At 66.4% G+C, this 25,546-nt stretch carries 22 protein-coding genes; 8 read left to right on the forward strand and 14 right to left on the reverse strand.

The window, feature by feature from the left end:
* Nucleotides 1-11 precede the first annotated feature (11 nt).
* A complete protein-coding gene (gene dinB, locus H977_RS0117305; protein WP_029109031.1) occupies nucleotides 12-1,220 on the forward strand; it encodes a DNA polymerase IV in 1,209 nt (402 codons plus the stop codon).
* 12 nt (nucleotides 1,221-1,232) lie between these two features.
* On the opposite strand, the gene H977_RS0117310 is transcribed toward dinB, so the two are convergent.
* Nucleotides 1,233-1,664: a hypothetical protein gene (locus H977_RS0117310; RefSeq protein ID WP_029109032.1), complete on the reverse strand. Its 432-nt coding sequence runs from the start codon at nucleotides 1,662-1,664 to the stop codon at nucleotides 1,233-1,235.
* Nucleotides 1,665-1,740: 76 nt separating this feature from the next.
* Between H977_RS0117310 and H977_RS0117315 the strand changes: the two genes are divergently transcribed.
* The gene (locus tag H977_RS0117315) at nucleotides 1,741-2,031 is read left to right on the forward strand and encodes a YiaA/YiaB family inner membrane protein (protein WP_029109033.1); all 291 of its coding nucleotides are present in this window, start codon (nucleotides 1,741-1,743) and stop codon (nucleotides 2,029-2,031) included.
* Nucleotides 2,032-2,034: 3 nt separating this feature from the next.
* Here the strand turns inward: H977_RS0117315 and H977_RS0117320 are convergent, their stop codons facing one another.
* Both H977_RS0117320 and H977_RS0117325 read right to left on the reverse strand, forming a co-directional pair.
* The gene (locus H977_RS0117320; RefSeq protein WP_029109034.1) at nucleotides 2,035-3,039 is read right to left on the reverse strand and encodes a PHP domain-containing protein; all 1,005 of its coding nucleotides are present in this window, start codon (nucleotides 3,037-3,039) and stop codon (nucleotides 2,035-2,037) included.
* Between the two features lie 8 nt (nucleotides 3,040-3,047).
* Nucleotides 3,048-3,425 (reverse strand): thiol-disulfide oxidoreductase DCC family protein, encoded by a 378-nt coding sequence (locus tag H977_RS0117325; RefSeq protein WP_029109035.1) that lies wholly within the window; start codon nucleotides 3,423-3,425, stop codon nucleotides 3,048-3,050.
* Nucleotides 3,426-3,505: 80 nt separating this feature from the next.
* On the opposite strand from H977_RS0117325, the gene H977_RS0117330 reads away from it, so the two are divergent.
* Nucleotides 3,506-5,140, forward strand: coding sequence for a SulP family inorganic anion transporter (locus tag H977_RS0117330; protein WP_029109036.1), 1,635 nt, complete (start codon nucleotides 3,506-3,508; stop codon nucleotides 5,138-5,140).
* Here the strand turns inward: H977_RS0117330 and H977_RS0117335 are convergent.
* Nucleotides 5,133-6,479 carry an NAD-dependent succinate-semialdehyde dehydrogenase gene (locus H977_RS0117335; RefSeq protein WP_029109037.1) on the reverse strand — a complete coding sequence of 449 codons (1,347 nt, stop codon included), beginning with the start codon at nucleotides 6,477-6,479 and terminating at the stop codon, nucleotides 5,133-5,135. The genes H977_RS0117330 and H977_RS0117335 overlap by 8 nt on opposite strands.
* A 188-nt stretch (nucleotides 6,480-6,667) precedes the next feature.
* Here H977_RS0117335 and H977_RS0117340 point away from each other — a divergent pair, with 188 nt between their 5' ends.
* Nucleotides 6,668-7,519, forward strand: coding sequence for an LLM class F420-dependent oxidoreductase (locus H977_RS0117340; protein ID WP_029109038.1), 852 nt, complete (start codon nucleotides 6,668-6,670; stop codon nucleotides 7,517-7,519).
* A 493-nt stretch (nucleotides 7,520-8,012) separates the two neighbouring features.
* On the opposite strand, the gene H977_RS0117350 is transcribed toward H977_RS0117340, so the two are convergent.
* The 3 genes from H977_RS0117350 to H977_RS0117360 all read right to left on the reverse strand — a co-directional run bounded on the left by H977_RS0117350 (nucleotide 8,013) and on the right by H977_RS0117360 (nucleotide 16,523).
* A complete protein-coding gene (locus tag H977_RS0117350; RefSeq protein ID WP_029109039.1) occupies nucleotides 8,013-9,479 on the reverse strand; it encodes a glutamate synthase subunit beta in 1,467 nt (488 codons plus the stop codon).
* Nucleotides 9,472-14,070 carry a glutamate synthase large subunit gene (gltB, locus tag H977_RS0117355; protein WP_029109040.1) on the reverse strand — a complete coding sequence of 1,533 codons (4,599 nt, stop codon included), beginning with the start codon at nucleotides 14,068-14,070 and terminating at the stop codon, nucleotides 9,472-9,474. The genes H977_RS0117350 and gltB overlap by 8 nt, the downstream gene beginning before the upstream one ends.
* A gap of 395 nt (nucleotides 14,071-14,465) precedes the next feature.
* A complete protein-coding gene (locus H977_RS0117360) occupies nucleotides 14,466-16,523 on the reverse strand; it encodes a heavy metal translocating P-type ATPase (protein ID WP_029109041.1) in 2,058 nt (685 codons plus the stop codon).
* Nucleotides 16,524-16,585: 62 nt separating this feature from the next.
* On the opposite strand from H977_RS0117360, the gene H977_RS0117365 reads away from it, so the two are divergent.
* Together H977_RS0117365 and aqpZ are read left to right on the forward strand one after the other, a co-directional pair.
* The gene (locus tag H977_RS0117365) at nucleotides 16,586-17,386 is read left to right on the forward strand and encodes a PaaI family thioesterase (RefSeq protein ID WP_029109042.1); all 801 of its coding nucleotides are present in this window, start codon (nucleotides 16,586-16,588) and stop codon (nucleotides 17,384-17,386) included.
* 113 nt (nucleotides 17,387-17,499) lie between these two features.
* Nucleotides 17,500-18,273, forward strand: coding sequence for an aquaporin Z (gene aqpZ / locus H977_RS0117370; RefSeq protein WP_029109043.1), 774 nt, complete (start codon nucleotides 17,500-17,502; stop codon nucleotides 18,271-18,273).
* 1 nt (nucleotide 18,274) lies between these two features.
* Here aqpZ and H977_RS0117375 read toward each other — a convergent pair whose 3' ends face one another.
* The 4 genes from H977_RS0117375 to H977_RS0117390 form a co-directional block, all read right to left on the reverse strand.
* A complete protein-coding gene (locus H977_RS0117375; protein WP_029109044.1) occupies nucleotides 18,275-19,099 on the reverse strand; it encodes an MBL fold metallo-hydrolase in 825 nt (274 codons plus the stop codon).
* Between the two features lie 43 nt (nucleotides 19,100-19,142).
* Nucleotides 19,143-19,694 carry a Dps family protein gene (locus H977_RS0117380; protein WP_029109045.1) on the reverse strand — a complete coding sequence of 184 codons (552 nt, stop codon included), beginning with the start codon at nucleotides 19,692-19,694 and terminating at the stop codon, nucleotides 19,143-19,145.
* Between the two features lie 69 nt (nucleotides 19,695-19,763).
* Complete coding sequence (locus H977_RS0117385; RefSeq protein ID WP_029109046.1) at nucleotides 19,764-20,663, reverse strand: DNA-3-methyladenine glycosylase family protein; 900 nt, start codon at nucleotides 20,661-20,663, stop codon at nucleotides 19,764-19,766.
* A 9-nt stretch (nucleotides 20,664-20,672) separates the two neighbouring features.
* On the reverse strand, nucleotides 20,673-21,032 hold the full coding sequence (locus H977_RS0117390) for a DUF427 domain-containing protein (RefSeq protein WP_029109047.1): 360 nt from the start codon (nucleotides 21,030-21,032) through the stop codon (nucleotides 20,673-20,675).
* 54 nt (nucleotides 21,033-21,086) lie between these two features.
* Between H977_RS0117390 and H977_RS0117395 the strand changes: the two genes are divergently transcribed.
* Nucleotides 21,087-21,542 carry an SRPBCC family protein gene (locus tag H977_RS0117395; protein ID WP_029109048.1) on the forward strand — a complete coding sequence of 152 codons (456 nt, stop codon included), beginning with the start codon at nucleotides 21,087-21,089 and terminating at the stop codon, nucleotides 21,540-21,542.
* Nucleotides 21,543-21,560: 18 nt separating this feature from the next.
* Here H977_RS0117395 and H977_RS0117400 read toward each other — a convergent pair whose 3' ends face one another.
* A complete protein-coding gene (locus tag H977_RS0117400) occupies nucleotides 21,561-23,093 on the reverse strand; it encodes an HNH endonuclease signature motif containing protein (protein WP_029109049.1) in 1,533 nt (510 codons plus the stop codon).
* A gap of 257 nt (nucleotides 23,094-23,350) precedes the next feature.
* Here H977_RS0117400 and H977_RS0117405 point away from each other — a divergent pair, with 257 nt between their 5' ends.
* Entirely contained in the window at nucleotides 23,351-23,569 is a 219-nt protein-coding gene (locus tag H977_RS0117405; RefSeq protein WP_029109050.1) for a hypothetical protein, read from the forward strand.
* 62 nt (nucleotides 23,570-23,631) lie between these two features.
* On the opposite strand, the gene H977_RS0117410 is transcribed toward H977_RS0117405, so the two are convergent.
* The gene (locus H977_RS0117410) at nucleotides 23,632-24,450 is read right to left on the reverse strand and encodes a class I SAM-dependent methyltransferase (RefSeq protein WP_029109051.1); all 819 of its coding nucleotides are present in this window, start codon (nucleotides 24,448-24,450) and stop codon (nucleotides 23,632-23,634) included.
* Between the two features lie 63 nt (nucleotides 24,451-24,513).
* Nucleotides 24,514-25,530 (reverse strand): NAD-dependent epimerase/dehydratase family protein, encoded by a 1,017-nt coding sequence (locus H977_RS0117415; RefSeq protein WP_029109052.1) that lies wholly within the window; start codon nucleotides 25,528-25,530, stop codon nucleotides 24,514-24,516.
* Nucleotides 25,531-25,546 lie beyond the last annotated feature (16 nt).

Raw genomic sequence — 25,546 nt, forward strand, 5'->3', positions numbered from 1 at the left:
TATGCGAACATATGTTCGTGTCCCTTGCGCAGGCGGCCATCCTGCACGCCGATCTCGACTCGTTCTACGCATCGGTCGAGCAGCGTGACGATCCGGCGCTGCGCGGCCGCCCGGTGATCGTCGGCGGCGGCGTGGTGCTGGCCGCCAGTTACGAGGCCAAGGCGTTCGGAGTGCGCACGGCCATGGGCGGGCGCCAGGCCCGGGCGTTGTGTCCGCAGGCGGTGGTCGTCCCACCGCGGATGTCGGCGTATTCGGAGGCCAGCCGGCACGTGTTCGAGGTGTTTCACGACACGACGCCCGTGGTCGAGCCGTTGTCGGTCGACGAGGCGTTTCTCGACGTGTCCGGGCTGGCCCGGGTATCGGGCACGCCGGTGGAGATCGCCCGACGACTGCGCGAGCAGGTCAGCGAGCAGGTGGGCCTGCCCATCACGGTCGGCATCGCGCGGACGAAGTTCCTGGCCAAGGTGGCCAGTCAGGTGGCCAAGCCGGACGGCCTGTTGCTGGTTCCGCCCGATCGCGAACTGGCATTCCTGCATCCGCTGCCGGTACGCCGGTTGTGGGGCGTTGGCGCCAAGACCGCCGAGAAGCTGCATGCCCACGGCGTCGAGACGGTCGCCGATGTGGCGGAGCTGTCCGAGTCGGCGCTGGGCACGATGGTCGGCGGCGCGATGGCGCGCCAGCTGTTCGCGTTGTCGCGCAACATCGATCGACGCCGGGTGACGACGGGGGTACGGCGCAGTTCCGTCGGGGCCCAACGCGCGCTCGGACGACGCGGCAACACGATGTCGGCCGCGGAGGTCGACGTCGTGGTGGTCAACCTGGTCGACCGCATCACCCGCCGCATGCGCGGGGCCGGACGCACCGGCCGCACCGTCGTATTACGTTTGCGCTTCGATGATTTCGGCCGGGCGACCCGGTCCCACACCCTGCCCCGGGCGACCGCCTCCACCGAGGCGGTGCTGGCCGCCGCCCGTGCTTTGGTGACGGCCGCCGCGCCCGTGATCGCCGAGCGGGGGCTGACCCTGATCGGGTTCGCGGTGTCCAACATCGACCACCAGGGCAGCCAGCAGTTGGAACTGCCCTTTGACTCCGAACCAGATCCGGTGGCGATCGACGGCGCGATCGACGAGGTCCGGCAGCGGTTCGGCAATGCGATGCTGACCCGCGGGGTACTGGTCGGACGTGATCCCGGCTTGGAGATGCCGACGCTGCCGTACTGATCAGCTGCCGTACTAAAAGAACTGCGCGGCAATGAATCCCGCGAGCAGCACGGCGAATCCGCCGATCTCGCCGACGATCAGTGCCAGCATGCCCGCGTGCAACCCCGCGGTGGGCCGCTCGAACTGGTTGGTGGTGTCGCGTTTGGCGCCGTGCTCGATATAGGCGGCGATGGCCACGACGAAGAAGAACACCAACACCATGGCCGCCGTGAGGTTGACCCAGGTCGGCCAGGCGCTGAGTTCGACGAACACCGCGACCAGCAGCGTCGCGAAGGAGTACAGCAGCGCGGCCCGGTGAGCGATGTCGACATACGGGTGGGCCAGGTGGTTCTCACTGGTGGCCATCTGCCGGTACTTCCACACCCCGAGGACCAGGGCCAGAAGGAAGATCAGCCCGGCAGCGAGCAGGGTGATGACGGTGTCGGTGCCGAGTTCCGCGTGCATCGCGTGAGCTTAGACCGAGAGGATTTGAGTAGTCTCACGCATCCGACGAAACGCGTTCCACGACAAGCTTCGAGACATGACCACATTCAGCGACACCTCGAAAGTCACCGCCGCATTCTCCCTGCAGGCCACCATCGCGTTCGGGGTGAGCTTCCTCGGCGTACTCGGCGGAGTCTTCTTCCTGCCGATCGACATCTGGCAGCGGATGTTCCTCGCAATGTCGGTGCTGTTCCTCGTCACCAGCGCCTTCACCCTGGCCAAGGTGATCCGTGATCAGCAGGAGGCGGCCACCGTCCGGGTCCGCCTCGACGAGGCCCGCATGGAAAAGCTTCTCGCCGAGCATGATCCGTTCACCTCGGGAACCTGAGCCTCAGCGGGTGGTCCAGTCGAGCAGCTGTTCGGCGGGCCAGGTGTTGACGATGCGCTCGACCGGCACCTCGGCATCCACGGCGCGCTGGGCCCCGTAGCCGAGGAACTCGAGCTGGCCGGGCGCATGGGAATCGGTGTCGATGCTGAACAGGCATCCGATGTCGAGCGCCTGCTTCAGCAGCCGGGTCGGCGGGTCACGCCGTTCTGGCCGGGAGTTGATCTCGACGGCCGTGCCGTGGTCGAGGCAGGCGGTGAACACCTTCTCGGCGTCGAACTTCGACTCCGGCCGCATGCCGCGTCCGCCGGTGACCAGGCGCCCGGTGCAGTGCCCGAGAACATCGGTGTCTGGGTTCGACACCGCTTTGACCATGCGCCGGGTCATGGATGCAGAGTCCATGGCGAGCTTGGAGTGCACACTGGCCACCACGACATCGAGGCGTTGCAGCAGTTCGGGCTCCTGGTCCAGCGACCCGTCTTCGAGGATGTCGACCTCGATCCCGGTGAGGATGCGCATCGGCGCCACGAGTTCACGGATCTCCTCGATGACGTCGAGTTGCTCGCGCAACCGGTCGGGCGACAGCCCGTTGGCGATCCTGAGCCGGGGCGAGTGATCGGTCAGCGCGCAGTACTCATGGCCCAGGTCGCGCGCGGCCAGCATCATCTCTTCGATGGGGGCCGATCCGTCCGACCAGTTCGAGTGCACATGCAGGTCGCCCCGCAGCGCCGCGCGAATATCGCCACCTCCGAGATCTACGGCGGCCGAACGTAATTCGACGAGGGTATCCGGCTCACGGCCGGCCCAGGCCTGGGCGATCACCTTCGCGGTCTTGGGCCCCACCCCGGGCAGTGACTGCCAATTGTTCGACGCGCCCAGACGCTCGCGCTGCTCGTCGGTCAGCGACTCGACGGCGTCGGCGGCATTGCGGTAGGCCATCACTCGTCGCGGGTCTTCCCGCGCACGGTCCTTGTAATACGCGATCTGGCGCAGTGCGGTCACCGGGTCCATCGGCATACTCAGCAGTCCCCCGGACGCGCCTCGCAGTGCGGCGTGGTGCCCGGGAACCGGTAGCGGTGGGTGGCGACCCAGCGGTAGATCGCGTTCTGCAGGTGTCGCACACCTGGTACGTGGTAGAGCCGCAATGGAATTCGCGTCCCAAAGCCGGCGGATACGGCGGCGTTGATCGCTTCTGCACCGCGGTAGACCACACCCGACGAGTCCTGCCACCACGCCGCTTCCAGCATCCGGTCGGCAGGCACACCGAGTCGCTCCGCCGTGCCCGGCCGCTGGAACGGCGCGATGTGGAGGTCCCCGGTCCGTTGCCGATCGGTCAACGCGTTGACACTGCGGGTACACATCCCGCAGTTGCCGTCGAAGTACAGGACACCGCTCATACCTTCAGTGTGCCCAGCATTCGCGATACCGTACAGTGGATTGCGCAATCGCTCAATCCATCAATCCGTCAGGGCATACCGTGATCAGAACCGCGGCCGGCAGATTCGGCCGGCTGCTGCCCCATCGGGATGATTACGCCGAGGTCCCGCGCTCGTGGCGGCGCGACGTCCTCGCCGGCGTGACCGTCGGCGTGGTGGCGCTGCCGTTGGCGTTGGCGTTCGGGATCAGTTCCGGCGTGGGCGCGGCCGCAGGGCTGGTCACCGCGGTGGTGGCCGGCCTGGTCGCGGCCGTGTTCGGCGGTTCCCATGTGCAGGTGTCCGGCCCGACGGGGGCGATGGCGGTAGTCCTGGCACCGATCGTCGCGCAACACGGGCTCGGCAGCATCGCGTTGGTGACGGTGGTGGCGGGCCTGGTGGTACTGGCGGCGGGGGCCACCGGCCTCGGCCGCGCTGTGATGTTCATTCCGTGGCCGGTGATCGAGGGGTTCACCCTGGGCATCGCGATGATCATCTTCCTGCAGCAGATTCCCGCCGCCTTCGCACAGCAGGCCCCGGCCGGCCAACGCACACTGCCGGCCGCGATCGCGGTGGTGATCCGGGCCGATTGGACAGACGCGGCCAGAACACTCGGGGTGGTGGCTGTTGTCGCGCTCCTCATGGTCTGCCTGGCCCGGCTGCACCGGGCCATTCCGGAATCGCTGACCGCGGTCATCGTGGTTACCCTGCTGGTTTCCGTGCTCCACGTTCCGGTCGCGGCGATCGGCCAGTTGCCATCACACCTGCCCGCCCCGATGCTGCCGCACGCCGACCTCGGCGCATTGCGCACGCTGCTGGGAGCCGCGCTGGCCATCGCCGCGCTGGCGGCCATCGAATCGCTCCTGTCGGCGCGGGTCGCCGCGACCATGTCACCGAGCGGACCATACGACCCGGACCGTGAGCTGGTGGGACAGGGACTGGCCTCGGTCGCCTCAGGAGTTTTCGGTGGCATGCCCGCCACCGGGGCCATCGCCCGCACCGCGGTCAACGTCCGATCGGGCGCCAGTACGCGGGTGGCGGCGATCGTGCACTCACTGGTGCTGTTGGGGGTGGTGTACCTGGCCACCGGCCCGGTCTCGACCATTCCGCTCGCGGCGCTGGCCGGGGTCCTGATGGTGACGTCGTTCCGGATGATCTCGGCGAGCACGATCCGGAAGATCCTGCGCTCCACGCGTTCCGACGCGTTGACGTTCGTACTGACCGCCGCGGTCACCGTGTGCTTCGACCTGATCGAGGCGGTCGAGATCGGCGTCGTCGTCGCCGCGTTCTTCGCGTTGCATTCGGTGGCGCGGCGCAGCAGCGTCATTCGCGAGGAGCTACCCGGGCCATCTCATCCCGGCGATGACCAGATCGCACTGCTGCGACTCGATGGCGCGATGTTCTTCGGTGCGGCCGAACGTATTTCGAATGCGATCGTCGATGCCGAGCATCCGCAGACATCCGTCGTCATCATCCGGATGTCGCAACTCGGCATGCTCGACGCCACCGGCGCGCACACGCTCGCGGAGATCGCCACCGAATTGGAATCGCGCGGTATCACGGTGATCATCAAGGGTGTTCGCCCCGAACACGCCGAGTTGCTGACCAACGTCGGCGTGTTCGAGTCACTGCGACACGAGAACCACCTGCTCGATTCGCTCGACGATGCGATCGAGCATGCCCGCACCCACGTCAGCTGACGGTACGGATCAGCTTCTTGTTCACGAACTCGTCCATGCCGAACTTGCCCAGCTCGCGCCCGAAACCGGACCGCTTGATGCCACCGAACGGCAACTCGGCCCCTTCGGCGCCGACCGCGTTGACGAACACCATGCCGGCATCGATGCGGTCGGCCACCCGTGCGGCCTGATCGGCATCGGTGGTGAACACGTAGGACCCGAGTCCGAACGGGGTGTCGTTGGCGATTTCGACGGCCTCGTCCTCCGAGCCCGCCTTGTATACGACGGCCACCGGGCCGAACAGTTCCTGACGGTAGGCGTCGTTGTCCTCGGTGACGCCGGTGAGCACGGCCGGCGGGTAGTAGGCACCCCGACGCTCGCCCGCGGACTGCAATTTGGCGCCCTGATCGACGGCGGCCTTGACCTGCTGCTCGAGCCGCTCGGCGGCCAATTCCGAAGACAGCGGGGCGATTCCGTTCGCGGCGGCCAGCAGCTTGTCGGTGAACTTGGTCAGGAAGTCGTCATACAGGTTCTCGGCGACGATGAACCGCTTCGCGGCGTTGCAGGCCTGTCCGGTGTTCTCCATCCGTCCGTCGACCGCGGCTTGCACGGTCGCGTCGAGGTCATCGGTGGACAGCAGGATGAACGGATCGGAGCCGCCGAGTTCCAGCACGCATTTCTTGAGGTTGCGCCCGGCGATCTCGGCGACGGCAGCGCCCGCCCGTTCGGAACCGGTCAGCGATACCGCGGCCACCCGCGGGTCGGCGATGATGTCGGCGACCTGATCGTTGGTGGCACGGATGTCGACGTAGGCGCCCTGCGGCAGGCCGGCCTCCAGGAAGATCAGCTGCAGCAGCTCGGCGGATTCGGGGCACTGCGGGGCGTGCTTGAGCAGAATTGTGTTGCCCACGATCAGATTTGGGCCGGCGAACCGGGCCACCTGGTAGTACGGGTAGTTCCACGGCATGATGCCGAGCAGCACGCCGACCGGGCCACGCTTCACGACCGCCTTGCCTTCGCCCTCGAGCAGGGTGATCTCCTCGTCGGCGAGGAACTTCTCGGCGTTGTCGGCGTAGTACTGGTAGATCGCGGCGCTGAAGTCGACCTCGCCCAGAGCCTGGTCTCGCGGCTTGCCCATCTCACGGACGATGACATCGGCGAGCTGCTCGCGGCGTTGCTCGTGCAGGGCGGCGACCTTACCGATGAGCGCGGCCCGCTCGGCCACCGTGGTGGTGCGGGCCCAGCTGCGGCCCGTCTTGGCAGCGGCCTCGATCGCGGCCTGGATCTCGGCGTCGGTCGAGGTCGGGTAGGTGGCGACCACCTCGGCGGTCGCCGGATCGGTGACTGCGTACTCGCTCATGTTCACTCCCAGAGTGGTTCAAATCAGGGGATTTCGTATATTTCCCTGCCCGAGACTACCGATTGCGGCGGCGAAATGGCATAGAAGATACGGAATCAGCACCCCCGGATCGGGCGCGGGCCTGAGAGCCTCCTGGCAGTCCGGCAAGTCCAGGAATGAATCGTCCGGCGCGACTAGTTTGTGATGGCGTGCGCTTCGCCTTCAAAACATCCCCGCAGAACACGACCTGGGCCGACATGCTTGCCATCTGGAAAGCTGCCGACAAGATCGACGTCTTCGAATCCGGCTGGACGTTCGACCACTTCTATCCGATCTTCTCCGACCCCACCGGGCCCTGCCTGGAGGGCTGGACGACGCTGACCGCGCTGGCGCAGGCCACTGAGCGGTTGCGCGTCGGCGTGCTCGTCACCGGCATCCACTACCGCCATCCCGCCGTGCTGGCGAATATGGCCTCCGCACTCGACATCATCTCCAACGGTCGCCTGGAACTCGGCATCGGCGCCGGCTGGAATGAGGAGGAGTCCGGCGCATATGGCATCGAACTGGGTTCGATCAAGGAGCGCTTCGACCGCTTCGAGGAGGCCTGCGAGATTCTCAAAGGCCTGTTGAGCCAGGAGACGACGACGTTCGACGGCAAGTTCTACCAACTCAAGGACGCCCGCAACGAGCCCAAGGGCCCGCAGCAGCCGCATCCCCCGTTCTGCATCGGCGGCAGTGGGGAGAAGCGCACGCTGCGCATCACCGCCAAGTACGCCGACCACTGGAACTTCGTCGGCGGTCCGCCCGAGGAGTTCGCCCGCAAGCGCGATGTGCTGGCCGCGCACTGCGCCGATCTCGGCCGCGATCCCAAGGAGATCACATTGTCCGCGCACGTGCGTCTCGGTGAGGATCGCGACTACACGAAGGTGGTCGACGAAGCCGTAGCGCTGGGCGCCGAGGGACTGGACCTGGCAATCATCTATCTGCCGCCGCCCTACGATCCGGCTGTGCTGGAGCCGCTGGCGGAGGCGATCCGGGATTCGGGTCAGCTCACCCGCTGAGCTACATATAGCTACGCCCTCGGATCGGCGCTGTCGCGCCGGTTCGAGGGCGTTGTGCTCTGTGCCGAATGCCCGTCAAACTCCGAATCGGAGTAGCTCGTCGGCCGTGACCAGACGTTCCTGCTTGGCCGGAAACTCACGGCTCTTCATCGGGTGACGGAACAATGACCAGGCAATACGAGTCATCCGTGACCGACTGATCGGATTGATGTACACGGTGATCACTCCTGCGACTTACTGGTAGCTGTACCCGTAGTTCCACGTTACCGCAGCACTCTCACCACGTCATTAGATACCCGCCATCCGGCAAACAGTGCGTGCCACGCCGGAAAATAGGCAGATGTTTCTGCTGTGACTGGTGAGACAAATGTGGCGCAACCGATGGGTCAAAAAGAGATCTGGATCACTCCCTGCTACCAGCCTGGGCGCACTAGAGCTGTGATGGAGCTCACGTCAGTTAATTAAGAGCTCTCTCAAGTTCGACTCTCGAGCACTAGCGCTGCGGCGCGGCTGTGGGCTTGATGACCGCGGGCAGAGCGGACTTGCCCATCAGGTAGCGGTCCACACCCGCGGCAGCAGCCCGGCCTTCCGCGATCGCCCACACGATCAGCGACTGTCCACGCCCCATGTCGCCGGCCACGAAGACGCCGGGCACCGAGGTCTGGAAGTTGTCGTCGCGCGAGACGTTTCCGCGGTCGGTCAGCTCGACGCCGAGGTTGCTCAGCAGACCTTCCTTCTCCGGTCCCACGAAGCCCATGGCGAGCAGCACCAGATCGGCCTTCAGCTCGAAGTCGGTCCCTTCGACCTTTTCGAACTTGCCAGCGTTCATCTTGACTTCGTGCGCCCGCAGGCCGGTCACGCGACCGTCAGTGCCGATGAACTCCTCGGTGTTGACCGAGAACACGCGCTCGCCACCCTCCTCGTGGGCCGAGGACACCCGGAACATCAGTGGGTAGGTCGGCCACGGGGTGGAGTCCGCGCGGGTCTCCGGCGGGCGCGGCATGATCTCGAACTGGTGGATGCTGGCCGCGCCCTGACGGTGCGAGGTGCCGAGGCAGTCCGCGCCGGTGTCGCCACCGCCGATGATGATGACGTGCTTGTCCTTTGCGGTGATGGGCGGCTGGCCGTCGGGGCCGAGCACGTCATCGCCGAGCTGGACCCGGTTGGCCCAGGGCAGGAATTCCATCGCCTGGTGGATGCCGTCGAGCTCGCGGCCCGGGATCGGCAGATCGCGCCATGCGGTCGCACCGCCGGCCAGTACGACAGCGTCGTAGTTCAGCCGCAGCTGGGCCACGGTGATGTCGACGCCGACATTGACGCCGGGACGGAACTGGGTGCCTTCGGCCGCCATCTGTTCCAGACGCCGGTCGATGTGGCGCTTTTCCATCTTGAACTCGGGGATGCCGTAGCGCAGCAGGCCGCCGATGCGGTCGGCACGCTCGAACACCGTGACGGTGTGGCCGGCCCGGGTGAGCTGCTGGGCGGCGGCCAGTCCGGCCGGACCGGACCCGACGACGGCGACCTTCTTGCCGGTCTGCACGTCGGGCATCTTCGGGACGACCCAGCCCTGGTCGAAGGCGTTGTCGATGATCTCGACCTCGACCTGCTTGATGGTCACGGGGTCCTGGTTGATGCCCAGGACGCAGGACGCCTCACACGGGGCGGGGCACAGCCGGCCGGTGAACTCCGGGAAGTTGTTGGTGGCGTGCAGCCGCTCGATCGCGTCGCGCCACCGGTCCTTGTAGACCAGGTCGTTCCACTCGGGGATCAGGTTCCCCAGTGGGCAGCCGTTGTGGCAGAACGGGATACCGCAGTCCATGCATCGCGATGCCTGGTCCTGCAGCTTGTCGTGGGAGAAGTCCTCGTAGACCTCTTTCCAGTCCTTGAGGCGCAGCGGAACCGGCCTGCGGGTCGGGAGTTCCTTGGACGTGTGCTTGAGGAAACCGCGTGGATCAGCCATTTGCGGCCGCCATGATCGCCTCGTCCACGTTGACGCCGCGCTCTTCGGCCTCGGCGATGGCGGCCAGCACGCGCTTGTAGTCGCGCGGCATGACCTTCACAAAGTGCTTCAACGCTCCATCCGATCGGTCCCAAGAGTCCAGGACCCGTTGTCCGACAGCCGAATCAGTCGCATCGACATGGGCGGCTATGAAGTCGCGCAGCCACACCGTGTCTTCAGCATCCAAGGCTTCCAGCTCCACCATCTCGGTGTTCAGGTTCTCGCCCAGCACGCCGGCCGGGTCGTAGACGTAGGCGACACCACCGGACATACCCGCCGCGAAGTTGCGGCCGGTGGGTCCGAGGATGACGACCTTGCCGCCGGTCATGTACTCGCAGCCGTGGTCGCCGACACCTTCGACGACCGCATGTGCGCCGGAGTTGCGGACCGCGAACCGCTCGCCGACCTGGCCGCGCAGGAACGCCTCGCCGCTGGTGGCGCCGAACAGCACGACGTTGCCGGCGATGATGTTGTCCTCGGCCACAAAGTCGGCCGGTGCTTCCTCGGCGGGGCGGACCACGATCCGTCCGCCCGACAGACCCTTACCGACGTAGTCGTTGGCGTCACCGTAGACGCGCAGCGTGATGCCCTTGGGCACGAACGCCCCGAAGCTGTTGCCCGCCGACCCGTCGAAGGTGATGTCGATCGTGCCGTGCGGAAGTCCCTGTCCGCCATAGGCCTTGGTGACCTCGTGGCCGAGCATGGTGCCGACGGTGCGGTTGACGTTGGTGATCTTCGTCGAGAAACGCACCGAGGTACCCGAGTCCAACGCCTCGCGGCTCTGGGTGATCAGCTGCTGATCCAGCGCCTTGTCCAGACCGTGGTCCTGCCGCGAGCTGCAGTACAGGTCCTGGTTCATGAACGCGGACTCCGGCTCGTACAGCACCGGCGAGAGGTCCAGCTTGTGGGCCTTCCAGTGCTCGGCGGCCTGGGTGGTGTCCAGTGCGCCGACCTGTCCGACCATCTCGTTGATGGTGCGGAAACCCAACTGCGCCATCAACTCCCGGACCTCTTCGGCGATGAACATGAAGAAGTTCTCGACGAACTCGGGCTTGCCGTTGAACCGCTCACGCAGCACCGGGTTCTGCGTGGCCACACCCACCGGGCAGGTGTCGAGGTGGCAGACGCGCATCATGATGCAGCCCGAAACCACCAGCGGCGCAGTGGCGAAACCGAATTCCTCGGCGCCGAGCAGTGCGGCGACCACCACGTCGCGGCCGGTCTTGAGCTGACCGTCGACCTGCACCACGATGCGGTCACGAAGTCCGTTGAGCAGCAGTGTCTGCTGAGTCTCCGCCAGACCGAGCTCCCACGGCGCACCGGCGTGCTTCTGCGATGTCAGTGGGGTGGCACCGGTGCCACCGTCGTGGCCCGAGATCAGCACCACGTCGGCATGTGCCTTGGAGACGCCGGCCGCGACGGTGCCGACACCGTTCTCGGACACCAGCTTCACGTGCACGCGGGCGCCGGGGTTGGCGTTCTTCAGGTCGTGGATCAGCTGCGCGAGATCCTCGATCGAGTAGATGTCGTGGTGCGGCGGCGGCGAGATCAGGCCGACACCCGGGGTCGAGTGTCGCACCTCGGCCACCCACGGGTACACCTTGTGCCCCGGAAGCTGGCCGCCCTCACCAGGTTTCGCACCCTGGGCCATCTTGATCTGGATATCGGTGCAGTTCGTCAGGTAGTGCGACGTCACCCCGAACCGGCCGGAGGCCACCTGCTTGATGGCGCTGCGGCGCCAGTCGCCGTTCTCGTCGGGGTCGAAGCGGTCGACGCTTTCGCCGCCCTCACCCGAATTCGACCGGCCGCCAAGGCGGTTCATCGCGATGGCCAGGGTCTCGTGCGCCTCGGCGGAGATCGAGCCGTAGCTCATGGCGCCGGTCGAGAACCGCTTGACGATCTCGGAGGCGGGTTCCACCTCGTCGATCGAGATCGGCTGGCGCACGGCTTCGTCACCACTGCGGAACTTCAGCAGGCCACGCAGTGAGGCCATCTTCTCGCTCTGGTCGTCGACCAGAGCGGTGTACTCCTTGAAGATCGAGTACTGGCCGGTGCGCGTGGAGTGCTGCAGCTTGAACACCGTGTCCGGGTTGAACAGGTGGTACTCGCCCTCGCGGCGCCACTGGTACTCGCCGCCGACCTCGAGCTCGCGGTGAGCGCGCTCGTCGGGGCGGTCCAGGTAGGCCAGCGAGTGGCGGGCGGCGACGTCGGCGGCGATGTCGTCGAGGTCGATGCCGCCCACCGGGCAGCTCAGCCCGGTGAAGTACTGGTCGAGCACTTCCTGGGAGACGCCGATGGCCTGGAACAGCTGGGCGCCGGTGTAGGACGCCAGGGTGGAGATGCCCATCTTGGACATCACCTTGAGCACGCCCTTGCCCGCGGCCTTGACGTAGTTGGCCTTGGCCTGATCGCTGCTGATGCCGGAGATCACGCCCCGGTCGACCATGTCCTCGATCGACTCGAAGGCCATGTACGGGTTGATCGCGGCGGCACCGAAGCCGCACAGCATGGCCATGTGGTGCACCTCGCGGGCGTCACCGGCCTCGACCACGAGGCCGACCTTGGTGCGGGTGCGTTCGCGGACCAGGTGGTGGTGCACCGCGGACACCGAGAGCAGCGACGGGATCGGCGCCATGGTCTCGTTGGACTCGCGGTCGGACAGCACGATGATGCGGGCACCCTCGCGGATGGCCTCGGAGACCTTGGCGCGGACGTTGTCGAGCGCCTCCTTGAGCCCCTGGCCGCCCCGGTTGACCGGGTACAGGCAGCGGATCACCGCGGCCCGCATGCCGTGCTTGTGGCCGCGAACCTCGTGGTCGGGGTCGACACAGATCAGCTTGGACAGATCGGCGTTGCGCAGGATCGGCTGCGGAAGCACGATCTGCCGGCACGACTCGGGTCCGGGGTTGAGCAGGTCGCCTTCGGGTCCGATCACGCCCTGGAGGCTGGTGACCACCTCTTCGCGGATGGCGTCCAGCGGCGGGTTGGTCACCTGGGCGAACAGTTGCTGGAAGTAGTCGAACAGCATCCGGGGCCGGGCGGAGAGGATGGCGACGGGGGTGTCGGTGCCCATGGAACCCAGGGCCTCGGCACCGGTGCGCGCCATCGGTGCCACCAGCAGGTTCAGTTCCTCGTAGGTGTAACCGAAGATCTGCTGGCGCAGCACCACGCGGTGGTGCGGCATCCGGACGTAGTCTCCCGGCGGCAGCTCGTCGAGGGGGAACAGCCCCGCCTCGATCCATTCCTGGTACGGCTGCTCACTGGCCAGTTGAGCCTTGATCTCCTCGTCGGAGACGATGCGGCCCTGGGCGGTGTCCACCAGGAACATCCGGCCGGGCTGCAAACGCATCTTCTTGACGACGGTGGACGGGTCGAGCGGCAGGACGCCGGCTTCGGACGCCATCACGACGAGGCCGTCCTCGGTCACCCAGATCCGGGACGGGCGCAGGCCGTTGCGGTCCAGCACGGCGCCGATGACGGTGCCGTCGGTGAAGCAGACCGACGCGGGGCCGTCCCAGGGCTCCATCAGGGAGTCGTGGAACTCATAGAAAGCCCGGCGCGCGGGATCCATGGTCTCGTGGCGCTCCCACGCCTCGGGGATCATCATCAGCACGGCGTGCGGCAGGCTGCGGCCGCCGAGGTGCAGCAGCTCGAGAACCTCGTCGAAGCGCGCGGTGTCGGATGCTCCGGGCGTACAGACCGGGACGATCTTGTCGAGCCCGTCGGTGCCGAACACGTCGGTGCGGATCAGCGCCTCGCGGGCGCGCATCCAGTTCTCGTTGCCGGTGACGGTATTGATCTCGCCGTTGTGGGCGATCCGCCGGAACGGATGGGCCAGCGGCCACGACGGGAAGGTGTTCGTGGAGAACCGGGAGTGCACGATGCCCAGCGCACTTTCCATCCGTTCGTCCTGCAGATCCAGGTAGAACGCCTTGAGCTGCGGGGTGGTGAGCATGCCCTTGTAGACGAAGGTCTGCCCGGAAAGGCTCGGGAAGTACACGGTCTCGCGTCCCGGGCCGTCCTGGCCCGGGCCCTTGGTGCCCAGCTCGTGCTCGGCTCGCTTGCGCACGACGTACGCCTTGCGCTCCAGGTCCATGCCCGAGGCGCCGCCGATGAACAACTGACGGAAGGTCGGCATGGCGTCGCGCGCCAGTGCCCCGAGCGACGAGTCGTCGGTCGGCACGTCCCGCCAGCCCAGCACCTGCAGGCCCTCGGCCTCGACGATCTTCTCGACGGCTTCGGCCGCCGTGGCCGCGTCTCGCGACGACTGGGGCAGGAAGGCGATGCCGGTGGCGTAACTCCCCTCCGCCGGGAGGGTGAAATCGATGACCGCACGCAGGAACGAGTCCGGGACCTGCAGCAGGATGCCTGCGCCGTCGCCGGTGTTCGGCTCGGCGCCCTGCGCACCACGGTGCTCCAGGTTCACCAGTGCCGTGATGGCCTTGTCCACGATGTCCCGGCTGCGGCGACCATGAATGTCTGCCACCATCGCCACACCGCACGCATCATGTTCGTATGCGGGGTTGTACAGCCCGACCTTGCTGGGCGCCATTCCCACCTTGCCCTTCAACACGCTTCTACGAAGAAGCCGGCTCGGCGTGGGTGGCCTCCGTGCAGCACTGAACGACGGCTATGTCCCACACGCCATAAGTGGAGAAAACGATAAGACAACAACCGTGGCAGATGCCAACTTAGCCAAGCCTAACGACGCTGCGTCGACGCCCTCGGCCCACCAGCGCGCATCTACCGCCCGATCAGCGAAACATACTGCAGCACTTGCTCTTTCACAGTTTCCCAACTGCGGGCAACCCACCCCCCATCTGGGCCGATGGCCACCCCGCCGGCCATCTTAGTTTGCTACAGATCATTTTTAGCGTCGTTATAGTGCTGTTATATCGTCACTGAATATTTGCGGGAAAGCTTAGTCAGATTCTTAGATTTGAGTTGTCAACGTCCCGAGACCTGTGCAGCACTTCGCACGCCGGCCTCGGGCCGAAGGTCGAGGCGACGTAGCGACTGCGCATTGAGTGCCACGACAACCGTCGACGCTGACATCAATATCGCTCCGACCGACATCGGCATTACAAAGCCCAGCGGAGCGGCTACGCCGGCGGCCAAGGGAACCGAGATCAGGTTGTAACCCGCTGCCCACCAAAGGTTCTGCTTCATCTTCCGGTAGGACTGCCGGGAGAGCTCGATCACCGAGAGCACCGATCGCGGATCGGAGCTCGCCAGGATCACGCCCGCCGAGGCGATGGCGACGTCGGTACCCGCGCCGATGGCGATGCCGACATCCGCGGCGGCCAGCGCGGGCGCATCGTTGACGCCGTCTCCGACCATGGCCACGGTGAGTCCCTCATGCTGCAACTCGGCGACCTTGGCAGCCTTGTCTTCGGGCCGCACACCAGCGAAAACGCGGTCGATTCCCAGCTCCGAGGCCACCGCGGAGGCCACCGGGGCGGCATCGCCAGTGATCATCACCACTTCGATGCCCAACGCATGCAAAGCGTCGACGGCTTGCCGCGATTCCGGCCGGACCTCATCGGCCAGGGCCAGCGCCCCGGCCACTCGGCCGTCGACCAGCACGTGCAGCACGGTGGCGCCCTCCCACTGCTCGGTGTCCGGAAGGGCAGCTTCTCCGGTCTGCTCGAGCAGGCCGGGGCCGCCGACCTGGACCCGCTGCCCGTCGACCAGTGCGCTCACCCCGATGGCGGGTGAGGAACTGAAGTCGGTGGCCGCCTGAATGTCGAGACCGCGTCGGCGCGCCGCGGCGACGATGGCGCGGGCCAACGGGTGCTCGGAATCCGCCTCGGCGGATGCGGCCAGTGCCAGCAGGTCGTTGTCCGGGCGGTCGATGGCCGCCACCTCGGTCACAGTCGGCTCGCCTTTGGTGAGCGTGCCCGTCTTGTCGAACAGCACCGCCTCGACGGTGCGCATGGTTTCCAGCGCCAGACGGTCCTTGATCAGCACCCCGCCCCGGGCGGCCCGCTCGGTCGCGATGGACACGACCAGCGGGATGGCCAACCCGAGGGCGTGCGGGCACGCGATGACCAGGACGGTGATTGTGCGGACCACGGCCTGGTCGGGATCGCCCAGCAGCGTCCATGCCAGGGCCGTCAGCGCCGCCGACCCGAGCGCGAACCAGAACAGCCACCCCGCCGCCCGGTCGGCCAGGCGCTGCGCCCGCGACGAGGAGTTCATCGCCTCGCCGACCAACCGTTGGATACCGGCCAGAGCGGTGTCGTCGCCGACGGCTGTGACCCGGATCCGTAACCCCGAGTCGGTGGCAACGGTGCCGGCGACGACGTCGTCACCCACGCTCCGGCGCACTGTGCGGGACTCTCCGGTGACCATCGATTCGTCCATGTCGGCCGCGCCGTCGACGATGTTGCCGTCGACGGGCACGCTGCCGCCGGGCCGCACGATGACCAGGTCACCGACCTGAAGGTCGGCGGGGGCCACGGTCACCACCTGCTCGGCCTCGCCCTCGCCCTCGACGCGTTCGGCCTCATCGGGCAGCAGCGCGGCCAGCGAATCGAGCGCGGAGGTGGTCTGGGCCAGCGACCGCATCTCGATCCAGTGGCCCAGCAGCATGATCACGATCAGCAGCGCCAGCTCCCACCAGAAGTCCAGCTCGTGGTGCAGGACGCCCAGGCTCGCGCCCCACGACGCGATGAAGGCGACCGAGATCGCCAAACCGATCAGCAGCATCATTCCCGGTGCGCGCGAACGTATCTCGCTGATCGCACCGGTGAGGAAAGGCCGGCCACCCCAAACGTACATCACGGTGCCCAGGACCGGGGATATCCATCGGGCGCCGGGAAAGTCCGGAATGCCGTAGCCGAGGAGCATCGCGAACATCGGTGACAGTGCCACGGTGGGCACGGCCATCGCCGCCATGACCCAGAACAGCCTCCGAAACTGAGCGACATGGTCGCCGTGGCCGGCATGCCCCGCATGACCGGCGTGTTCGTGCTGATGCATCGCGTGTTCGGTCGTGGTCATGCCGTCACTATATACCCCTAGGGGGTATCTGGCCACCGGGCTGCGCGTAACTGTTGACGGCGATGCACTATCCGCTGAATACCCCGCTGGGCCGCATGGGCGTACAAACCCTCGAGGAGGGTGCGGATTGCTGCGTGGCATCCATACCCGTCGGTGGTCTGCTCAATCCACTGACACATGCGCCGACCCTCGCCCCGCTGGCGATGCTGATCGACCATGTCGGTGGCCTGGTCAACCACTATCGCCGCGACGACGATGAGTGGACGGTGTCCAGCGAGTTGGCCATCGAACTCACCCCGCACGCGTTGGGGCTCGTCACGGCGGCACCCGATGTGCCCGTGGTGGCCACCGCCCGTCCGTTCGGCCCGAAAGGCACGGGTTCGTTGAGCCTGTCCGAGTTGACGCATGCCGGCGAGTCGATCGGGACGGCGACGGTGCGGTCCTTCCACATCCGCGCCCCCGGGCACGTCACCGCGTGGCCCGCCGACTCGGGCGAGGGAACACCGCCGGCCGCGCTGCACGATCGCATGTCGGTCGAGGTCGCCGAGACCGGTGGCGGGGCCGCGGTGCTGCGGCAGCTGCCGGACGCCGTTGTCAACAACAGCATCGGCGTCGTGCACGGCGGGGTGTCGGCCGCGGCGCTGGAGCTCGTGGCCTCCGCGGCGCTGGGCGACGGAACCGGCGCCCCGTGGCGCACCGCTTCGTTGCGGGTCAACTATCTGAGCCAGTTCCGCGGTGGAAATGAATCACGTTATGAGGCAAGGGCATTGCGCACCGGGCGCAGCTCCGGGGTGGCAGACGCCCAGGCCATCGGCGACGACGGCAAGGTCGCGTTGCTGGCCCGCCTGACCGCGTACCGCTGAAGTTTTTGCCACAACGTAAATTTCATTGCGCAATCAATTCCGCAACAACGACCCTGCCATTGCGCACTGGCGTGAAACCCTCCGGGTGAACCACATCTACGGAGGAGTTCGCCATGAGTACGCCGACAATGTCACATCGATTGGCAGCCGAGTTCATCGGGACGTTCTGGCTGGTCCTGGGCGGTTGCGGTAGCGCGGTTTTCGCCGCGAAGTTCCTCTCCGACGGCTTCTCCCTGGGAATCGGCTTCCTCGGAGTGGCTCTCGCCTTCGGCCTGACGGTGCTCACCGGCGTGTACGCCTTCGGCACCATCTCCGGCGGTCACTTCAACCCTGCGGTCACGCTCGGCGCCGCACTCGCCCGCCGCGTCGAGTGGGCAGCCGTCGTGCCGTACTGGATTTCCCAGGTGATCGGCGGTTTGGTGGGCGGCGTGGTGATCTACGTGATCGCCCGCGGCAAGGACGGTTGGACCGCCACCGGGAACATGGCCGCCAACGGTTACGGCGAGCACTCCCCCGGTGGCTATTCGCTGGTCGCGGTGCTTCTCGCCGAGGTGATCCTCACGGCGGTGTTCCTGCTGGTCATCCTGGGGTCCACCGATGACCGCGCCCCGAAGGGCTTCGCGGGTCTGGCGATCGGCCTCACGCTCACACTGATCCACCTGATCTCGATCCCTATCTCGAATACGTCGGTGAACCCCGCCCGCTCCACGGCCGTCGCGTTCTTCAACGGCAACGGGGCGCCCGCGCAGCTTTGGGCGTTCTGGCTGGCGCCGCTGGTCGGCGCCGCCATCGCCGGGCTGGCCTACTCGTTCCTGTTCGGGGTGGCCGATGAACTGGCCGACCGCCCGGTGCGCGACGACGCCCTCGACCAGCAGCGAGGCCAATAGCTCAGGTCAGATGATCGAATTCCCCACTGACCCATCGGATGTGAGTTTCAGCTGACCGGTGCACCACATCCTTGGCGGCGTTGTCGATCTCATCGCCGCCAAGGGTGTAGAGCCGGTCGTAGTCGTATTCGTCGAGCCGGTCCACGATCCGCCGTACCACCGCGGCAGACAGTGGGATGTGCTTGGGGAAGTTCCGCTGGAACGACACCCAGTTCCGCGCCAGACCACCGGAGATGGTGTCCCCCACCAGCATGGTGCCGTCCGGCGTCAGCGCCACCGAACTGCCCCGCATATGGCCGCCGACGTGTATCAGCCGCAGTCCGGGCAGCGGTTCGGACTCGTCGTTCCACAACTCGATCAGCTGATCCGGGGACGGAAGCCACTCGGCGTCAAGCGCATTCACGTACACCGGCACGTCCCCGAACGCCTTGCTCCAACTGAGTTGCGCGCCGAACATGTGGGGATGGCTGGCAGCTACGGCAGCAACACCGCCGAGGCCGTGAACCAGGCCGACGATCTCGTCGTCCAGGTAGCTCGGCGAGTCCCACAACAGGTTTCCGTGTGCGGTCTGCACCAGAAACGACCGGTGTCCGATGGCGAACCTGGGCGCCCTCCGCAGACTGTGCACTCCGCGGCCATGGTCGAGATGTTCGGTGTGGTGCGGTTGGGCGGCCAGTTCGTCCAGCGTGGTCCAAGTGCCATGGGGCGGCAAGTCGCCGCGTTCCTCGATCGATACGTCCTCGGATGTCAGGACACAGCTCTGCGCCGGTTCGACAGCGGAATCTCGATGTTCCACACCGCATCCGGTGCATATCCAGGTAGGCATATCGCCGAGCCTGGCACCTCAACAATGGTTGAGGTCAACCCGCCTACGCGCTCTTGCGCCGAGCCTTGCCTGCCGCCCCACGTTCGGTGGGTGCGCCTTCATGAGCCAGCGTGCCTCCTGCGCTCTCCAGATGCGCCCTGACGAACCACTGGAACTTCTCGAGTTCGGCGGCGTGATCGATCAGGACGTCCTGGGACACCAGGTCGAGTTTTTCCAGACGGTCGATGGCCTTACGAGTGTCCTCGATCACGCCGTTGTAGACCAGGTCGAGGGCGGCGAGGTGAGCTTGCACGTTGTCACGGCCGACGGAGTAGTCATCCCAGGTGCGGTCGGAGATGATGGCGCCAGGCGTGCCCTTCGGCGATTTGCCCAGTGCGGCGATCCGTTCAGCCACCTCATCGGCGTAGGCCCGCACCAGGGTCACCTGCGGGTCGATCATCTCGTGCACACCGATGAAGTTCGGGCCGACGACGTTCCAGTGGACGTGCTTGAGCGTCAGGTGCAGGTCGTTGTACGTGCTGAGCTGCTTCTGCAGCAGCTGGGCCACTTCGTTGCCCTGCTTCTCGGTCAGGCCGGGAATGGTGAACGCGGTCATCACGGTTCCTTTCGGTTCACGATCGGTCCCGTCCCGGGTACCCGACAACCGCGCCGGACAATCACCCGGTTACAGCGCGCGCAGATTCGGGATGGCCTGACGCGCTCCGAAGCGCGGATTATGGGCCAGCCCACTGGCTTCCAACAATCGAACCGCACGCTGCCGGTGAGGCCGCAGCGGCTCGAGGAGTTCCACCATGGCCGCGTCGTCGATCGGCCTGCCGAGCAGGCTGCGTCCCACCATGGTCGCGAGGTGATAGTCGCCCACCGACAGCGCGTCGGCGTCACCGAAAGCACGTTGGACGGTTTCGGCCGCTGTCCATTCACCAATCCCCGGCAGTGACCGCAGCGCCGTTACCGCCCGCTCGGCGGTCAGCCTTTCGAGGGCATCGGCGCGCTGCGCGCAGCCGACGATCGTGCGGGCCCGGCCCGGATCCACATTGGCCCGGTGAAACTCCCACGACGGGATGCGCCGCCAGATGTCCCCGGTCGGCGCAACCCGCATGCCGACCGGAGCCGGTCCCGGAGCCGGGGCGCCATACTTCGTCACCAACCGCCGCCAGGCCCGCCAAGCGTCCATGCCCGAGACCCGCTGCTCGATGATCGCGGGCACCAGGGCCTCGAGGATGAGGCCGCTGCGGCCCAGACGTAGATGCGGCACCCGCCGATGCGCCTCGGCGATCGTCGGCTCAACCGGGTCGAAGGCGGCGGCGTCGTCCTCGGCGCCCACCAGCGCCGAGAATCCGTCCAGGAACTCGGCACTGCCTGCGCCCCACGCCTCGCAGTCCACGGTGTCGGGGGCCGATTTTGTGATCCGCGCGGTGACCGGACCGGACTTCATCGCGCTGGTCCGCCAGATCGTGCCGTCCGCGCAGACGCGGTTGCACGGATCTCCACTGCCGCGGCGCCACGGGGCCAGCGTCAGGCCCGGGCTGGCCGGGCTTCCGAATACGACGCTGGTTGAGGGCACCGCACCAGGTTAGGCCAGGTGGATGACAGCTTTGTCCGGGTAGAACGCCAGGTGACCTGCGATGTCAGCGACTGCCTGATACGGCTGTTCATAGGTCCAGACGGCGTCCTCGACGCCGCCGACGTGGTAATAGTTCGCCTCACCCTTATACGGACAGTAGGTGGTGGTCCCGCTGCGGGTCAGCGTCTCGGACACCACATCGGCTCGCGGAATGTACTGCACCGCTGGATAGGTCGACTCCTGCAGGGTCAGCGCGGCATCGGTCTGCGCGACGATTGCGCCGCCTACCGTGACGGTGACCCGACGGCCGGTCGGGGTGATGGTGATGGGGTGGGCTGCGCTCGGCTGCAGCACCTGGCGCTCGGTCATAACGAACACAACGTCATGGCCATGGCGACGGATTCCCCGACTACGATCACCCCCATGACCGCGCCCGTGAAAGCCACTGTGTCCATCGCTGCCGATCCCGAGGCGGTGTACGCGCTCATCACCGATCTGTCCGCGATGGCTTCACTCGCCGAGGAAGCGCACGCGATGGAGTGGCAGAAGGGTAATTCCGCCGAACCCGGTTCGGTTTTCAAGGGGCACAACCGCAATGGTTCGAAGGCCTGGACCACCACCTGCACGGTGACCGACGCTGAGCCGGGTAAGACGTTCGCCTTCGACGTGAAGTCCATGGTGTTCCCGGTCGCGCACTGGCGTTACGACATCGAGGCTGCCGACGGCGGCTGCACGGTGACGGAGTCGACCTGGGACCGTCGCGCAGGGTGGTTCAAGAAGGTGGCGGGCCTGGCCACCGGCGTCCCTGATCGTGATTGCGCCAACGCCGAGAACATCCAGCTCACCCTGCAGCGGCTCAAGGCGCGCGCCGAAGGCTGATCCGTCGAGCGATACCACTCAGAATGGTGGGGGTGGCTCGTAGTGTTCGGCGATCCAGGCTTGGAATTGGTGTTCGTGTTCGAGGTTGTTGTTGAGTTCGGCGCGTAGGCAGCGTTCTTCGGTGATGCGGTGTTGGCGGTCTTGTTCGCGGGTGCGGTAGCGGGTCGGCATCCTCGTGCCGCGGTTGGGGTGGGGTGTCTCGGGTTCGGGTAGCTCCAGGTTGCCGGTCGGTGTGGCTAATGCCGGGAACATGGCGGCGCCGTGGGGTTCGGTGATGTAGGTGTGGCCGGTGGGTGCGGTGAATTCGATGGTGCCGTCGGGTAATTGGCGATCCGACCAGCCGGCGCTGAAAGTTTTCAGTAGGTGATGTGCCCGGCAGTAGAGCTTGTTGTTCGACGGATGCGTCGGTCCCAGCGGGTAGGGCACGCTGTGGTCAACATCGCAGCGTTGGGCGGGGGCGTCGCAGCCGGGGAATCGGCAGGTCAGGTCGCGCCACTGGATGAATTCGGAGAGCCCCACCGACGGGCGGTACCCGGGCTCGCCGAGCTCAGTCGGTTCGGGAGATGCGGTCGGCTCGCTGGGTTCGGCAGGTTCGCTTAGTTCAGACGGTTCGTCCGCCTCGGTAGGCGGGGTCCGCTTAGCTGTCTCGGCCGGTACGTGAAGCGGCTTGAGTTTGGCCGAGCCCACCATGTCGCGCACACGGTGGGCAGGCAGGATGCCGTGCCCGGGTAGGTAGCCCGGATTGGTGGAGGTGCCGTCCACAGTGGCCCGCTCAGCAAGGACATGTACGACCGCGGCATTGGCAGCCGCGCGTTTCTGCGTGGCCGCGCAGTCGGGTAGCCCGCACAGGCACCGCAACTGGGCTTCCATACGGGCCACCGGCCCGATCGCGGCAGCACGACGCTGCGCATGAGTACGCGGATCGTTGTCACAGACCGTGTTGGCCACCGCATCCAGGCGCTGATCCAACGCCGCCGCGTCGACGGCATCGACGTTGGCCCATAGTGTGGCCCGTCCGGGGCTGCCGGGGTCGATCTGAACGAACGCGTCTTCGGTCAGATCCGGTGGGACTCGTACTCCGTGGGGGTCCAGTTTGGCGACCTGCTGATCAACGCGTTCACGCAACTGTCGTTCGGACAGTCGCATCCAGGTGCGGGCCCGCGAGGCCAGTGCCTCATCGAGCTGTGCCCACACCGAGGAGTGGACGGTTTCGGTGCGGGCGATGATGATGCACACCACCCGGTAGTCGATGTCGCCGGCGGCGAATCGGGCTGCCACCAGGGGCAGTTTGTCGCGCAACACCCGGGCCCGCCGGATCTGGGTACCGGCCCGGTTGCGGCTGATCCGCAGGGCCGCTGAGATCTCGGCGGCCACCTCCTCAAACGGATCGGTGGTCCAAAAAACGGTCTCGGCCAGTTCCTGTTCGCGGCGGGTATCCAGTTCCCCGATCGCGGCCAATCGGGCCGCGATGGCCGCCGATTCCGCGCGCGCCCCGGCGGTGATCGCGTCGATCAGCGTCGCACCGCCATCATCGGAATCCCCGTCGAACATGTGTTCGATTATGCCACTGCCGGGTGACACGTTCACGCGTTATCTATCAGGACATCGGTGACACTTCTGCCGCGAGGCTCGGGCGGTCCCGCCCCGCCCACAGCACTGGCAGATTTCGATTGGCCATGCTTGTTACTGCCATGAGCCGATCAATTTCTGCCAACGGAAATTTGCCCGTTGAGCTCTCGGTTTGGACAGACATACCGGCACAGAGAGCACAGAAATCGACAGCCGGACGAGGCAGGAAGAAGCAGAAAATGAAGAAGTTCGGATTCGCCGTCATCGCCGCCAGCGGACTGAGCGCAGCTGTCCTGGGTCTGGCCGGGCCGGCCCAGGCTGCCGAGCCCGCTCATATCGCAGCGCCAAGCTCCGTCACCATCTCCTCGGGTGTCGACCACCTGGACTGGCTGGACCAGATCCACCCCAAGCCGATGGTTCCGAAGGTAGATACCACCGTGCGGCACAGCGGTCGGTGACACTGACAGACGAAGAGGGGCAGCCCGGAAAGGGTTGCCCCTCTTTGCTTTACGAACCTGACTCAGAACGCGTACCGGTGATACTGCGCCATGTACCGCAGCACCGGAACCGGCTTCATGACGGCCAGCATCATCCGGTAGTACCAGGGCAGCGTGTTGAACACCGGATCGTCGAAGGGCGACTCCCGGACCAACAAACGGGTGCCGGGCACCGCACGCAGGATGTCTTCGGGACTGTCGATGGCCCAGTGGAGTTTGGCCCCGGACCGGCGCACCACCGTGTTGACCCACTGCGATTTGATTCCGAAGCTGTTGAACGCATCGAATTGCAGTTCGCCCGAAGGGAATCGGTCGACGATGCGCCGCAGGAGCGCGACGCCGTCGTCTTCGGTGAGGTACATCGTCAACCCTTCACCGACCATGAGGGTCGGCCGGTCGGCGGGGATGTCGCGCAGCCACGCCGGGTCGGTCACCGAGGCGGCGATGACGTGGTAGTGCTCGGCGGACGGGTAGAGCTGCTCACGCAGGTGTGCGACGTCGGGGTAGTCGATGTCGTACCACTCCACGCCGGGACCGGGCTCGACCCGGAAGAATCGGCCGTCCAGACCGCATCCCAGATGCAGCACCACGGCGTCGGGGTGGACTGCCAGGAACTGCCGGGTCCACCGATCGAAATGCGCGCTGCGGGTGGTCACCGACGGTGAAGTCGCCTCGGTGATCGAGGTGCGGCTCCAGTCGTAGTCGATGCGGTCGGCGATGTCCTTCGCCAACTTGTCGCCGAGGATCGGGTTGGGCGTGCCGGCGTCGAGCGCCTTGGCGTAGAACGTCGCCAGCATGGTCTGCGGAGCCCCGGTCAGGTCGACTTTCAGCTTGTCGGTCATGTTCGCCAGGTTAGGCCGGAATACGCATGGCGCCCAGTGGCTTAACGCCGCACGGCGTGGTGTTCAGCTGTTTTTCTGTGCGCGTTTGGCCGCCCGCAGTCCCACCCAGAACTTCGCCGCTTCGGCGATCGATTCCTCGACAGGCCTTGGCTGCCAACCGAGTTCACGCACGGCCTTGGAATGGTCGAGTTCGGCTTCGGCCCGCATGAGCCTCAGGGATTCCAGCGACAAACGTTCGTCGGTGCCGCGTAACTTACCTTTGATGGTGCCTGCTGCGGCCAGCGCATAGGACACCGGTAGCGGAATCGACCGCTGCGGAGGCGCGACGCCGGCGGCCTCGGCGGCCAACCTGGCCACCTCGGCGTTGCTGATCATCTTCTCCGAGATCAGGTAGCGCTCGCCGGGGGTGCCCCGGTCAGCGGCAAGCAACATGGCCTTGGCCGCGTCGTCGATACCGACGGCTTCCAGGTCGATTCCGCTCATCACGAACGGTAGCTTGCCGAATGCGGCGCCGGCGATGATCGCGCCGTGCGGGGTTCGGCCCCAGTCACCGCTGCCGTAGGTGGTGGACACGCACATCGCGACTGCAGGCAGGCCGCGTTCCCGCGCGTATTGCAGCACAAGATCTTCGGCCTGTATGCGCGAGCGCACGTACGGCGTCACCTTCGACACGTCGGCGATGTCGGCCTCGGTCGACCGCTGGCCCCGCTTGCGGCCCACGGTGACGTAGCTGCTGGTGTAGACGAACTTGCGCAAACCGGGCGTGCCCACAGCGACGTCGAGCACGTTGCGGGTGCCCTCGACGTTGGTGCGGAACAGGGGCGCCGGATCACGCAGCCAACCACGGGCGTCGACGACGCAGTGGTAGACGACGTCACAACCGGTCATCGCCTCGCGCAGGGCCTCGGTGTCGAAGACATCGCCGAGAAACCGCGTCACCGGTAGGTCATCGATGGAGATGGTGTTGGCGTTCGGTCGCACCATGGCCCGAACCTCGGAACCGTCATCAGCAGCGACCAACTGCCGCAGCACATGCGATCCCAGGAAGCCGTTGGCGCCGATGACCAGTTTGGCGCTCACCGGGTACCCGCCTTTC

The organism is Mycobacterium sp. URHD0025 (assembly GCF_000426065.1).
Classification (GTDB): Bacteria; Actinomycetota; Actinomycetes; order Mycobacteriales; family Mycobacteriaceae; genus Mycobacterium.